We start from the raw sequence: 12347 nt of genomic DNA, 5'->3' as shown, positions 1-12347 counted from the left end.
CATGAGCGCAGCCCCCGCCTCCTCCTTCCTCTCCCCCGCCCCGGATCCTCCGCCCGGCGCACCGACGGCGGCACCGCCCGCCGCGGCCCTGCGCGAGAGGGCCCGCGGCGGGATGCTCGGGCTCGCGGTGGGTGACGCGCTCGGGGCCCCGGCGGAGAACATGAAGCCCTCGCAGATCAGGGAGCGGTGGGGCCGCGTCGAGGGCTTCGTCGAGGAGGAGCCGTCGGGCACCGACGACACGGAGTACGCCATCTTCTCGGGCCTGATGCTCGCCGAGCACGGCTCCGACCTGACCCTCGCGCACGTCGAGGCCGCGTGGCACCGCTGGATCGCCAACCTCGACGAAGGACCCTTCCGCGGCGCCGGGTTCAGCGAGCGCGGCACGCTGGAGAACCTGCGCCGGGGCCTGGCCGCTCCGATCTCCGCGCAGCACCGGCACGCCTGGAGCGACGGACTGGCCATGCGTGCCGCGCCGTTCGGCATCTTCGCCGCCGGGCGCCCCGCCGAGGCCGCGCGTCTCGTCGCGCTCGACGGCACCGTCAGCCACGACGGGGAGGGCATCTACGGAGGGCAGGCCGTCGCCGCCGGTGTGGCCGCCGCGATGGTCGGGCGCAGCACCGATGCGGTGATCGCGGCAGCGCTGTCCGTCGTCCCCGAGGACTCGTGGACTGCGCGCTCGCTGCGGCGCGCCGTCGCGACGGCACAGCGCGTCCGCCACGACCGGGACGCCACCCGCCTGGGGCGCGAGCGCGCCGTGCGCTCCGCCGTCGTGATCGGCGGCTACCCGTGGATGGACCTGGCCCCCGAGGCGGTCGGGCTCGCATTCGGCGCCTTCGCCGTAGCCCGGGGCGACTTCAGGGACTCGGTGCTCACGGCCGTCAACATGGGCCGTGACGCCGATACGACGGCCGCCGTCGCGGGCGCGCTCGCGGGGGCTCTGGGCGGGGCCGGCGCCGTACCCGAGGAGTGGGCGGCAGCGATCGGGCCTGCGCGGGGAAGCTGCCTGCCGTCGATGGCGGGCTATCACGTCCTGGACATCGCGGAGTTGCTCACTCCGTCGCCACCGGGGCCGGCGCCTCGCCACAGCGGCGGCGACAGGCCGAAGCGATGAGCGCCGCGAGCGACGGCAGAGTCGTCAGGGCACGCGCGAGGCGGCCCGGCGCCGAGGGCCCCGCGGACACCGGCACGCACGGCGAGCGGGCCCCGGCCGGCCCCCGCCGCATCGAGGGCCTGCTCCTCGGGATCGCCGCGGGCGACGCGGCGGGCTGGCCGGCCGCCCGGCACCGCGCCTCCCGGATGCCGGAGTGGACGCGGCGGCTGACCCGCGAACTGGACACCTTCGCCGAACTCAACGCGACGACCACCCTCCCGGTGCCGATCGCCCTCAACCAGCCGCCGGAACCGCTGCGGCTGGGCCCGTCCGACGACGCCGAATGGGCCGCGTTCACGGCCGAGTCGGTGCTCACCGCCGCCGGAGCGCTGCTGAGCGATCTGGGACGGGACCGCCGGATGCGGGCCGCCGTCGACCTGGCCTGGAACGAACTGGCGGGCGAGGTCGCCGCCGCGGCGGGCCGCGCCCCGGAGGTGGAGTCCGCGGTGCTGCCGCTGCGTGCCCGCATCTCCGTACGGGCCGGCCTGGGGAACCTCGCGACGGGGCTGCGGCCCCCCGCGACAGGGCACGACAACCCCCACTTCTTCGACGACGCCGCCTGCGTGCGCGCGGCCGTACTGGCAACGGTGCACCCGGGGAACCCTTCCGCCGCGGCGGACCTCGCCGAGTGCGACGCCCGCTACACGCAGGACGGCGACGGCGTGCACGGCGCTCGCGCCATGGCCGCGGCTGTGGCCGAGGCGCTCGGCGGTGCGGACGTCGAAGCATGCGTGGCGGCGGCGCTGGATCAGATGCCCTCCGGTACGGAGCTCCTCCGCAACGCGCGGCACGCCGTACGGCTCGCGCAGGAGGAGGCCGCCGACCGGCCCGGCACGGCGGGCAACGCATTCGCTCTGGTGCCGGTGCTCGAGCACGAGATCGTCGACCACATCTACAGCTACGGCATCGCCGCGGCCGAGACCGTGCCCGTCGCGCTCGCCCTCTCCCTCGCCGGAGGCGGCTCGGTGGCGGAGGCGGTGCCGGCCGCGGCATGCCTGTCACGGGTGGCGGACTCCGCTCCCGCGCTGGCGGGGGCCCTGACCGGGGCGATCGGCGGCGCGGCGGACATCCCCCGCAGCTGGCGGGAGGCCTGCCGCACGCTGTCCGGCTGCGCGCTGCCGCGGCTGGCCGGGAGGGACCTGGTCGAGCTCGCCGAACTGCTGGCGCGTACCGAACTGACCGCGCCCGAGGGGGCTTCTGTGGAAGGAATGAACTGCGCATGACGCCCACGCACACACCGACGCTGGAGGACCGCATCACCGGCTGCCTGGTGGGGGCGGCGGTCGGCGACGCGCTCGGCGGACCGGTCGAGGGGTGGAGCCCCGAGCAGATCGTGGAGCGGCACGGCGGAAGGGTGCAGGGCATCGTCGGCCCCTTCTACGAGGACTGGCGCAACGCCCGGCCGATCGCCCCGTACCACAAGGGCGACGGGCACGTCACCGACGACACCCTGATGACGCACGCCCTGGTGCGGGTCTACGCGAAGGTGCGCGACCACCTGGACGCCTACGACGTCGCCGAGCGTCTCGTGCCCGATCTGATGGGGAATCCGCGCTGGATTCCCGAACTCGAGGCCGAGGCACTGCCGTTGCAGCGCATCTTCCTCGCGGAGAAATGGATCGTCGCACGGCTCCACTACGGCCACATCGATCCGAGGGAGGCGGGCGTCGGCAACATCGTCAACTGCGGTGCCGCGATGTACATGGCGCCCGTGGGCCTGGTCAACGCCGGTAATCCGGCGGCTGCTTACGCTGAGGCGCTGGACGTCTCCGGTGCTCACCAGTCCTCTTACGGCAGGGAGGCGGCAGGGGTGTTCGCCGCGGCAGTCGCCTCGGCCTGCAAACCCGGCTCGACGCCGCGGTCCGTCGTCGAGGACGCACTGGCTCTGGCGAAGGACGGCACCCGGGAGGCGATCGCCGCGGTTTGCGAAGTGGCCGCGCGGCACGGCGACTTCGAGGGTGCGTTGAAGCCGCTGCGGGAGGCGGTCGCCCCGTACGACACCGTCGGCCCGGAATATCGCAGCCCCTCGCTCGGCGCGCGCCGCCCCTCCCGGCTGCACTCCATCGAGGAACTCCCCGTCGCTCTGGGCATGTTGCTCGTCGGGGACGGCGACTTCCGCCGCACGGTGCTCGGTTCGGTCAACTACGGCCGTGACTGCGATTCCATCGCGACGATGAGCGGTGCGGTCGTCGGTGCCATGCGGGGCGCGGCTGCCGTGCCGGAGGAGTGGAGCACGGAGGTCGCCGGCGCCAGCAGGCTCGATCTGCACGCACCGGCGGTGGCGCTCGCCGAGGTCGCCCGTGAGGTCTTCCGCCGCGACTTGGAGCGCCGCCGCGCACACGAGCGCGCGTTCACGGCCATCGCGGCGGACGCGGCGAGCGCCGACGCGGCCGACGCAGATGCGGCCGACGCGGAGGCGGCCGGCTCGGCGAACGCGGGCTCGTGATGCGCCTGACGTGGATCCAGCCCGAGGACCTGGTGGGCCACGAGCTGCGGCAGGCCGCCGAGGACGGCCGCGACGCCTCGGCGATCAAGCGCGTGTGGCGCGACGCGGGCGGGACCGCCGCACCCGAGCGCGCCGGTGCGTCCACCGCTCCGGCCGGCGGACGGCTTCGGGAGACGGCCCTGCGGCTCCTCGACGAACTGGCCCTGCTTCCCTCGCCGTCGGCAGCGGACGAGCCCACGGACCTCGCCGCGATCAGGGCGGCGTGCCCGCACTGGCCCGGAGTGCGACAGCCGTGGCAGCCCGGGGACGCCCACGCCGTCACCGGCCTGCGGGAGCGTCTCGAGGCGGCGTGGCTGGGCCGGGCCGCGGGCTGCCTGCTGGGCAAGCCCGTCGAGAAGATGCCGCTCTCCGGGATCCGCGAGATCGCCCGCGCCACCGGCAACTGGCCGCTGGACGGCTGGTTCACGCAGACCGGTCTCCCCGTGGAGACGGCGCGGCGCCTGCCCTGGAACCGGCGCAGCGCCTCCACCTCCCTGGCGGAGAACATCGACGGCATGCCGGAGGACGACGACCTCAACTACCCGTTGCTGGGGCTGCTGTTGCTCAAGCGTCACGGTCATGGTTTCGGCACCGCCGATGTCGCCTCGCTCTGGCTGGACGAGCTGCCCGCGGGCCGTACGTTCACCGCGGAGCGCATCGCGTACCGCAATCTGCTCAACGGCCTGGTGCCCCCGGACACCGCCCGCCGCCACAACCCGTTCCGTGAGTGGATCGGCGCGCAGATCCGCGCCGACATCTTCGGCTGGACATCTCCCGGCGACCCCGCGACCGCCGCCGAACTGGCCTGGCGCGACGCCACGTTGAGCCACACGGCCAACGGCGTGTACGGGGAGATGTTCGCCGCCGCCGTCATCGCCGAGGCGGCCTCCGACACCGCGCCGGACGTCCTGGCGTGTCTTCGTACGGGACTGCGGGTCGTGCCGGCGCGCTCCCGTCTCGCCCGGGCCGTCACCTTCGGGATCGAGACGGCGCTCGCCGAGCCGGCAGGCACCGCGGCCGGTTTCGAGTGGGTCGTGGACCGTCTCCACGAGGAGTACGGACACCACCACTGGGTTCACGTCCTGCCGAACGCCGCCCTGTTGGCCGCCGCGCTCACCCACGCACGGGGCGACTTCACCGGCTCCATCTGCCGTGCCGTCTCCGGCGGTTGGGACACCGACTCCAACGGCGCGACCGCGGGATCCGTCGCGGGACTGCTCGCCGGATCGCCCGGTGCGCTTCCCTCCCGCTGGACCGCCCCCCTGAAGAACCGCCTGGCCACGAGCGTGAGCGGCTTCGACGGCACCGGCTTCGACACCCTCGCCCGCCTCACCTGCGACCTCGCCCTCCCCCGCCCGTCCCCGGACCGACAGGAGACTCCCGTACCGTGACTCGCACGACGCCACCCGCAAAGTCCTCGTCCTCCCCGGCAATCGCGGTGCTGGGCAGCACCAACATGGACCTCGTCGCCTACGTCGCGACCGCGCCGCGCCGCGGTGAGACCGTCACCGGCCGCGCCTTCCGCACCGTCCCCGGCGGCAAGGGCGCCAACCAGGCCGTCGCGGCGGCCCGTTCGGGCGGATCGGTCACGATGATCGGCGCCGTCGGGGACGACGACTTCGGCGTGCGCCTGCGGGCGTCGCTCGCCGGTGACGGCGTCGACACCGGCGGCCTGCGCACCGTCGAGGGCGAGAGCGGCACCGCACACATCGTGGTGGACGACGACGGAGGCAACGCCATCGTCGTCGTACCCGGCGCGAACGGTACCGTCGACGGCCTCGCCGACGGCGACGAGCGGCGCATCGCAGCGGCCGACGCGCTGCTCCTCCAGCTGGAGATCCCCCTCGGCGGCGTCCTGGCGGGTGCGCGCGCGGCACACGAACACGGCGTGCGCGTCGTTCTGACCCCGGCCCCCGCACAACCGCTGCCCCCCGAACTCCTCGCCGTCACCGACCTGTTGGTCCCCAACGAGCACGAAGCCGCCGTCCTCACCGGCAAATCCGACCCCTGCGACGCGGCATCCGCGCTGCTCGCCCTCGTGCCCGAGGTCGTCGTCACCCTCGGCGAGAAGGGTTCGCTGTACGCCGTACGGGACGCGGAACCGGTGCACGTACCCGCCCCCCGCGTGAAGGCCGAGGACACCACGGCCGCCGGGGACACCTTCGTGGGGGCACTGGCCGTCGCCGGCGGCGAGGGCCGGACGATGCCCGACGCCCTGGCGTGGGCATCGGCGGCCTCCGCGCTGTCCGTTCAGCGCCCGGGCGCGTCCGCGTCCATGCCGCACCGCACCGAGACCGACGCATTCGCCGCCACGCTCCACGGAAGCCGGACACCGTCATGAACGACGTGCACGACCCGACCGGGCCGGCCGCCCTCGCCGAGCGGGACCCGGCCCCCGCCCCGCTCGAAGGACTCCGCGTCCTCGACCTCGCCACCCTGTTCGCGGGCCCCCTCGCGGCCACCATGCTCGGCGACTTCGGCGCCGACGTGATCAAGATCGAGCATCCGCGCAGGCCCGACCCGTCGCGCGGCCACGGACCCGGCAAGGACGGCGTCGGCCTGTGGTGGAAGCTGCTGGGCCGCAACAAGCGCAACATCACTCTCGATCTGTCCACGCCCGGCGGCCGTGATGTGCTGCTGCGCCTCGCGGAGCAGTCCGACGTCGTCATCGAGAACTTCCGCCCCGGCACCCTCGAGAAGTGGAATCTCGGCTGGGACGAGCTCTCGGCCGTCAATCCGGGACTGGTGCTGGCACGCGTCACCGGCTTCGGGCAGTTCGGCCCGTACGCCCGCCGCCCCGGCTTCGGCACGCTCGCCGAGGCCATGAGCGGCTTCGCTGCGATCACCGGCGAACCGGACGGGCCGCCGACGCTCCCTCCGTTCGGCCTCGCCGACTCCATCGCCGCGCTGTCCACCTCGTACGCCGTGATGGCGGCCCTGCGCGGCAGGGAGAGAACCGGGCGCGGACAGGTCATCGACATGGCGATCATCGAACCGATGCTGATGGTGCTCGGCCCGCAGCCCATCTGGTACGACCAGCTCGGCTACGTGCAGCCCCGCACCGGCAACAGGTCCGCGAACAACGCCCCCCGCAACACCTACCGCACCGCGGACGGCGCGTGGCTGGCGGTCTCGACCTCCGCGCAGTCCGTCGCCGAGCGGGTGCTGCGCCTCGTCGGGCACCCCGAGTTCCTCGACGAGCCCTGGTTCGCCTCGGGCGCCGGCCGCGCCGCGCACGCGGACGAGCTCGACGCGGTGGTCGGCGGCTGGATCGCGCGGCACGACCGCGCCGAGGTCGTCGCCGCGTTCGAGCAGGCCGAGGCGGCAGTCGCGACCGTCAACGACATCCGCGGCGTGATGGAGGACGAGCAGTACGAGGCTCTCGGCTCCATCACCTCCGTCGAGGACGAGGAGCTGGGCACCGTCCGAATGCAGAACGTGCTCTTCCGGCTCTCCGGGACACCCGGCGCCATCAAGTGGGCGGGCAGGCCGCACGGTGCAGACACCGACACGGTCCTCGCCCAGGCCGGCCTGAGCGAGCAGGAGATCACCGCGCTGCGGGACGGCGGCGCGCTGTGAACGGCGGACGGCTGCGGGACGCCGCACACGGTACGTCCGGCACCGGACCGGAAGATCTGCCGCTGACCTGGCTCTACGCGCCCGGGGACCGCCCGGACGTCGTACGCAAGGCCCTCTCCTCGGGCGCGGATGTGGTGATCGTCGACCTGGAGGACGCCGTCGCGCCCGAGCGCAAGCCCTACGCGCTGCGCGCCACGGCCGAGCTGCTCGCCGAACCGCGTCCCGGGCCGGTGCCCGTCCATGTCCGGGTCAACGCCCTGGACGGGTCGCTCGCCGAGGCGGAGGTGCGCACCCTCGCGACCCTGCCGGGGCTCGCCGGGCTGCGGCTGCCGAAGGTCGACGCCCCCGGGGACCTCCTGCGCGTCGCCCAGTGGGCGCCGGCGGCGCGGGAGGGAGCGTCACCCGACGACGGGACGGCCGGTCCTCCGCCCCTGTACGCCCTGCTCGAATCCGCTCTCGGCATCGAGAACGCCTTCGTCATCGCCACGGCGCACCCGGCGGTGCGCGGCATCGCCCTGGGCGAGGCGGACCTGCGCGCGGTGCTCGGCGTGACCGGGGAGGCAGGGCTCGCCTGGCCGCGGAGCCGGGCCGTGGTCGCCGCCCGCGCTGCCGGGCTGGCTCCGCCGCCGCAGTCCGTCTATCCGGACGTCGCCGACGCGGAAGGGCTCGCCCGGTCCTGTGCCGAGGGCCGCAGCCTGGGCTTCCTGGGGCGTACCGCGATCCATCCGTGCCAGCTGGAGACCATCGAGCGGGCGTATCTGCCCACCGGTCAGGAGATCGAGGCCGCCGAGGAGGTCATGAAGGCCGCGGCCACGGACGGCGGCGCGCTGGCGCTGGCGGACGGGCGGTTCGTCGACGCGGCGGTGGTGGCCGGAGCGCGGCGGACGCTGGCCCTCGCGAGGCGCCGCAGCTGAGGAGTCCGGCTGGCGGCGCAGGCGCACGTCATGCGCCGGGCGCCGCCATCGCCGTGCCCCGCGAGTGTGTGAGCGTCAGGGCGCTCCGCTGGAACTCTCCGGAGTGGACACGGCGGACGTCGACCCGCCGCTCCCTGCGACGTCGTCCCCCGGCCCATTCGGTGAAGCCGGCCCGGCGGGCGCGGCGACCTTGGCGCTCTTGCCGCCGGACGAGGAGCCGCCGGTACCGGAGTCCTCCGGCTCGACGATCTCCTCCCTGCCGGGGCGCGTGCGCGCGGAGATCACGATGCCGACCACGGCGGCGATGAAGACGAGGATCGAGGTCCAGTCGTTCAGCCGCAGTCCGGCGATGTGGTGGGCGTCGTCGACACGCAGGTACTCGATCCAGAACCGGCCGACCGTGTACGACGCGATGTACAGGCCCAGGGCACGGCCGTGCCCGAGCTTGAAGCGGCGGTCCGCCCAGATCACCAGGAACGCGACGCCGACGCACCACAGGGACTCGTAAAGGAATGTCGGGTGGTAGGTCGTCAGGCTCGGAGTGTCGACCGGCCTGTGCTGCGGGTCGATCTCGACGGCCCAGGGGAGATCCGTGGCCCGGCCGTACAGCTCCTGGTTGAACCAGTTGCCCCAGCGGCCGATGGCCTGCGCGAGCGCGACGCCCGGAGCCACCGCGTCCGCGTACGCCGGGAGCGGGATGCCCCGCCTGCGGCAGCCGATCCACGCGCCGAGGGCACCGAGTGCGACGGCGCCCCAGATGCCGAGCCCACCGTCCCAGATCTTGAAGGCGTCGACCCAGTTGCGGCCCTCGCCGAAGTAGAGCTGGTAGTCGGTGATGACGTGGTAGAGCCGCCCGCCGACCAGGCCGAACGGCACGGCCCACACGGCGATGTCCGCGACCGTGCCGACACGGCCGCCGCGCGCGACCCAGCGGCGTCCGCCGAGCCACACTGCGACGAAGACGCCGATGATGATGCAGAACGCATAGCCGCGCAGCGGAACCGGGCCGAGATGAATCTCGCCGGCCGAGGGGCTGGGGATGAATGCAAGGATCTCCATGGCGTTGCCGACGCTACCCTGCCGTGCCTCGCCATCGGCAATGCACCCTGTGCAACAGCTCCATAACGGCCGATCGGCGCACGCCGCGGATCCGCCGTACCGTCAGATTCCACGGACCGGAACGGGGGCCCCGCCCGGGTATTCACCCGGACGAGACCTTCGTCACATCAGAGGTCCGGCCACGCTCGGGGAGGCCGGACGCTCAGCTCTTCGCCAGGACCTTCTGCTTCAGCGACGCCGGAGTCAGGGGCTCGCTGCTGCTGTAGATGTTCTCTCCGTCGAGCAGCACCGTCGGTGTCGACTGGTGGCCCGACTTCTTGAAGGCGTCGCCGGTCTTCTTCACCCAGCCGTCGTGCGTGCCGCCGGTGACGCAGTCGCGGAAGCCCGAACCCTTCACACCGGCCTTCCCCGCCAGCTCGATGAGCCGCTGACGGCTGCTGAAGGCGTCGTTCTGCTCGGGAGGCTGGTTGCGGTACAGCACGTCGTGGAAGCGGCGGAAGGTGCCCTCGTCGCGCGCACAGGCCGCCGCGTTCGCCGCACGGTGCGAGCCCTTGCCGCCCACGTTGTCGTCGATGATCGTGACGAGGTGGTACTCGGTCCGCAGCTTGCCCTTCTTCTCCAGGGCCCGGATCGTGGGGCTGAACTGCTTCTCGAACTGCCCGCAGGCCGGGCAGCGGAAGTCCTCGTAGACGGTGAGCTTCGCGGGTGCGCCCGGCTTGCCCACGGCGATCGGCTTGGCGTCGGCGGACCCGTTCCCGGAGGTCTGCTGGGCGACCAGGGCACCTACTCCGGCACCGACGGCCAGCACCGCGACGACCACGCCCGCGACCTTGAACTGCCTGCCCCGTTTCTCCGTGGTCCGCCGGCGCAGTTGCTCGGCCCGCATGCGCTCCGTGGCGGTGCGCTTCCCCTCGTGTCCTTCGTTCATGTTCTGGCTCTTCACACCGTGAGCCAACGAACGGAAGCCCGTACCGCCTGCGCGACCGCCCCGCGTTTCGCCCGAAAGAGCGAGGCGCGGGGCGGCTGACTGCGCGGGGCGGGGCCCGGGCGCTCGTTACCGTGCGGGCCGGCGCCGCACGCCCGCGGCGAGCTCGGCCGCCAGCGCCCGTACGTCCTCCAGCCCGGACTTGAGGTCGTCCGGGTGGGCCAGCAGCTTCTTGACGAAGGCCGAGCCGACGATGACGCCGTCCGCGAAGGCGGCGACCTCCTCGGCCTGTGTGGCGTTGGAGACGCCGAGCCCGACGCAGACGGGCAGCTGCGTGGTTGCCCGCGTGCGCTCGACGAGCTGCTGCGCCTCACGCCCCACGGACTCCCGGGTGCCGGTGACGCCCATCAGGGAGGCCGCGTAGACGAAGCCGCTGCCCGCCGCCGTGATCTTCGCGAGGCGCTCGTCCTTGCTGCTGGGAGCGACGACGAACACCGTTGCGAGGCCGTGCTGTTCGGCGGCCTTGCGCCAGCCCTCGGACTCCTCCACCGGCAGGTCGGGCAGGATGCAGCCGGCGCCTCCGGCAGCGGCCAGTTCGGCGGCGAAGCGGTCCACGCCGTAGCGGTCCACGGGATTCCAGTACGTCATGCACAGGACCGGCTTGCCGGTGGCGGCGTGCGCGTCGCGCACGGTGCGTACGACGTCGGCGATGCGGACACCGCCGCGCAGAGCGATGTCGTCGGCGGTCTGGATGACGGGGCCGTCGAGCACGGGGTCGCTGTGCGGAAGCCCGACCTCGACGATGTCGCAGCCGCTCTCCAGCAGCGCGACGCACGCCTCGATCCCGCCGTCGACGGTCGGGAACCCGGCGGGGAGATAGCCGACGAGGGCGGCGCGGTTCTCCGCCCGCGCCCCCGCCAGGACGCTGTCCAACAGCTCGATGCGGCCGGTCGCCGCGGTGCCCGCGCCGCTCTTCGCTCCGGTTGCCTCAGCGCTCACTGGTCCGCCCCCTCGTCGTACAGGCCGAAGTAGCGGGCGGCGGTGTCCATGTCCTTGTCGCCGCGCCCGGAGAGATTCACCAGGATCAGCCCGTCGGGGCCGAGTTCCCTGCCCAACTCCAGCGCACCGGCGAGCGCGTGCGCGCTCTCGATCGCCGGGATGATGCCCTCCGTCTCGGACAGCAGCCGCAGGGCACGCATCGCCTCGTCGTCGGTCACGGGCCGGTAGTCCCCGCGTCCCGACTGCTTCAGATAGGCGTGCTCCGGGCCGATTCCCGGGTAGTCCAGGCCCGCCGAGATCGAGTACGGCTCGGTGATCTGCCCCTCGTCGTCCTGCAGTACGAAGCTGCGCGAGCCGTGCAGGATGCCGGGCTCGCCGACCGACAGCGTCGCGGCGTGCTCCCCGGACTCCACGCCGTGCCCCGCCGCTTCGAGGCCGACCAGCCGGACGTCCTCGTCGTTCAGGAACGCGTGGAAGAGGCCGATGGCGTTGGAACCGCCGCCGACGCATGCGGCGACGGCGTCCGGCAGCCGCCCGGCCCGCTCCAGGATCTGACGGCGCGCCTCCACGCCGATGACCCGGTGGAAGTCCCGCACGAGCTGCGGGAAGGGGTGGGGGCCCGCGACCGTGCCGAAGAGGTAGTGGGTGCGGTCGACGTTGGCGACCCAGTCGCGGAACGCCTCGTTGATGGCGTCCTTGAGGGTGCGGCTCCCGGAGGCGACGGGCACGACCTCGGCGCCCAGCATCCGCATCCGGGCCACGTTCAGCGCCTGGCGCTGCGTGTCGATCTCGCCCATGTAGACGGTGCATTCGAGACCGAAGAGCGCGCAGGCGGTGGCCGTGGCAACGCCGTGCTGCCCGGCGCCGGTCTCGGCGATGACGCGGCTCTTGCCCATGCGCTTGGTCAGCAGGGCCTGGCCCAGCACATTGTTGATCTTGTGTGAGCCGGTGTGGTTGAGGTCTTCCCGCTTGAGGAAGACCCGGGCGCCGCCCGCCTGTTCGGCGAATCGCGACACCTCGGTCAGCGGGCTGGGACGGCCGGTGTAGTTGACCATCAAGTCTTCGAGTTCGGCGATGAAAGCCGGGTCGGCCTTCGCCTTCTCGTACTCGACGGCGACCTCGTCGACGGCGGCGACGAGTGCCTCGGGAATGAACTTGCCGCCGAAGGCGCCGAAGTAGCCTCCGGGATCGGGGACCCGGCCCTCGGGGTCGGGGACAAAGTAGTCGGACATCCGA

11 protein-coding genes are annotated in these 12347 nt (G+C 73.3%); 7 read left to right on the top strand and 4 right to left on the bottom strand.

What is annotated here, in order from left to right:
- Positions 1-112 precede the first annotated feature (112 nt).
- The 7 genes from G4Z16_RS26620 to G4Z16_RS26590 all read left to right on the top strand — a co-directional run bounded on the left by G4Z16_RS26620 (position 113) and on the right by G4Z16_RS26590 (position 8128).
- Positions 113-1111 (top strand): ADP-ribosylglycohydrolase family protein, encoded by a 999-nt coding sequence (locus G4Z16_RS26620; protein WP_246531377.1) that lies wholly within the window; start codon positions 113-115, stop codon positions 1109-1111.
- Positions 1108-2373 (top strand): ADP-ribosylglycohydrolase family protein, encoded by a 1266-nt coding sequence (locus G4Z16_RS26615; protein WP_197353166.1) that lies wholly within the window; start codon positions 1108-1110, stop codon positions 2371-2373. Before G4Z16_RS26620 ends, G4Z16_RS26615 begins: the two co-directional genes overlap by 4 nt.
- Positions 2370-3596: an ADP-ribosylglycohydrolase family protein gene (locus tag G4Z16_RS26610; RefSeq protein WP_197353165.1), complete on the top strand. Its 1227-nt coding sequence runs from the start codon at positions 2370-2372 to the stop codon at positions 3594-3596. The genes G4Z16_RS26615 and G4Z16_RS26610 overlap by 4 nt, the downstream gene beginning before the upstream one ends.
- Positions 3596-5026, top strand: a complete 1431-nt coding sequence (locus G4Z16_RS26605) for an ADP-ribosylglycohydrolase family protein (RefSeq protein WP_197353164.1) — start codon at positions 3596-3598, stop codon at positions 5024-5026. The genes G4Z16_RS26610 and G4Z16_RS26605 overlap by 1 nt, the downstream gene beginning before the upstream one ends.
- A gap of 65 nt (positions 5027-5091) precedes the next feature.
- Complete coding sequence (locus G4Z16_RS26600; RefSeq protein WP_197354933.1) at positions 5092-5976, top strand: ribokinase; 885 nt, start codon at positions 5092-5094, stop codon at positions 5974-5976.
- Entirely contained in the window at positions 5973-7214 is a 1242-nt protein-coding gene (locus tag G4Z16_RS26595) for a CaiB/BaiF CoA transferase family protein (RefSeq protein ID WP_197353163.1), read from the top strand. The genes G4Z16_RS26600 and G4Z16_RS26595 overlap by 4 nt, the downstream gene beginning before the upstream one ends.
- An 11-nt stretch (positions 7215-7225) precedes the next feature.
- Positions 7226-8128 carry an HpcH/HpaI aldolase/citrate lyase family protein gene (locus G4Z16_RS26590; protein WP_197354932.1) on the top strand — a complete coding sequence of 301 codons (903 nt, stop codon included), beginning with the start codon at positions 7226-7228 and terminating at the stop codon, positions 8126-8128.
- Between the two features lie 75 nt (positions 8129-8203).
- Here the strand turns inward: G4Z16_RS26590 and lgt are convergent, their stop codons facing one another.
- From lgt to trpB, 4 genes are all read right to left on the bottom strand, one after another.
- Positions 8204-9187: a prolipoprotein diacylglyceryl transferase gene (lgt, locus tag G4Z16_RS26585; RefSeq protein WP_197353162.1), complete on the bottom strand. Its 984-nt coding sequence runs from the start codon at positions 9185-9187 to the stop codon at positions 8204-8206.
- Between the two features lie 202 nt (positions 9188-9389).
- Entirely contained in the window at positions 9390-10115 is a 726-nt protein-coding gene (locus G4Z16_RS26580; protein ID WP_246531084.1) for a DsbA family protein, read from the bottom strand.
- Between the two features lie 126 nt (positions 10116-10241).
- Positions 10242-11111, bottom strand: coding sequence for a tryptophan synthase subunit alpha (trpA, locus tag G4Z16_RS26575; protein WP_197353161.1), 870 nt, complete (start codon positions 11109-11111; stop codon positions 10242-10244).
- A complete protein-coding gene (gene trpB, locus G4Z16_RS26570; protein ID WP_197353160.1) occupies positions 11108-12343 on the bottom strand; it encodes a tryptophan synthase subunit beta in 1236 nt (411 codons plus the stop codon). Before trpB ends, trpA begins: the two co-directional genes overlap by 4 nt.
- Between the last annotated feature and the right edge of the window lie 4 nt (positions 12344-12347).

It is taken from the genome of Streptomyces bathyalis, assembly GCF_015910445.1.
In the GTDB taxonomy this organism is placed as follows: Bacteria; Actinomycetota; Actinomycetes; order Streptomycetales; family Streptomycetaceae; genus Streptomyces; species Streptomyces bathyalis.
The sequence above is the reverse complement of the archived record's forward strand: the minus strand, read 5'-3'. Positions and strand labels throughout refer to the sequence as shown.

What these genes read in the sequence shown, in the direction of transcription:
- G4Z16_RS26580 (WP_246531084.1), bottom strand. Translation starts at nt 10,115, where the DNA reads ATGAACGAAGGACACGAGGGGAAGCGCACCGCCACGGAGCGCATGCGG.
- G4Z16_RS26615 (WP_197353166.1), top strand. Translation starts at nt 1,108, where the DNA reads ATGAGCGCCGCGAGCGACGGCAGAGTCGTCAGGGCACGCGCGAGGCGG.
- G4Z16_RS26600 (WP_197354933.1), top strand. Translation starts at nt 5,092, where the DNA reads ATGGACCTCGTCGCCTACGTCGCGACCGCGCCGCGCCGCGGTGAGACC.
- lgt (WP_197353162.1), bottom strand. Translation starts at nt 9,187, where the DNA reads ATGGAGATCCTTGCATTCATCCCCAGCCCCTCGGCCGGCGAGATTCAT.
- G4Z16_RS26620 (WP_246531377.1), top strand. Translation starts at nt 113, where the DNA reads ATGCTCGGGCTCGCGGTGGGTGACGCGCTCGGGGCCCCGGCGGAGAAC.
- G4Z16_RS26595 (WP_197353163.1), top strand. Translation starts at nt 5,973, where the DNA reads ATGAACGACGTGCACGACCCGACCGGGCCGGCCGCCCTCGCCGAGCGG.
- G4Z16_RS26605 (WP_197353164.1), top strand. Translation starts at nt 3,596, where the DNA reads ATGCGCCTGACGTGGATCCAGCCCGAGGACCTGGTGGGCCACGAGCTG.
- G4Z16_RS26610 (WP_197353165.1), top strand. Translation starts at nt 2,370, where the DNA reads ATGACGCCCACGCACACACCGACGCTGGAGGACCGCATCACCGGCTGC.
- trpB (WP_197353160.1), bottom strand. Translation starts at nt 12,343, where the DNA reads ATGTCCGACTACTTTGTCCCCGACCCCGAGGGCCGGGTCCCCGATCCC.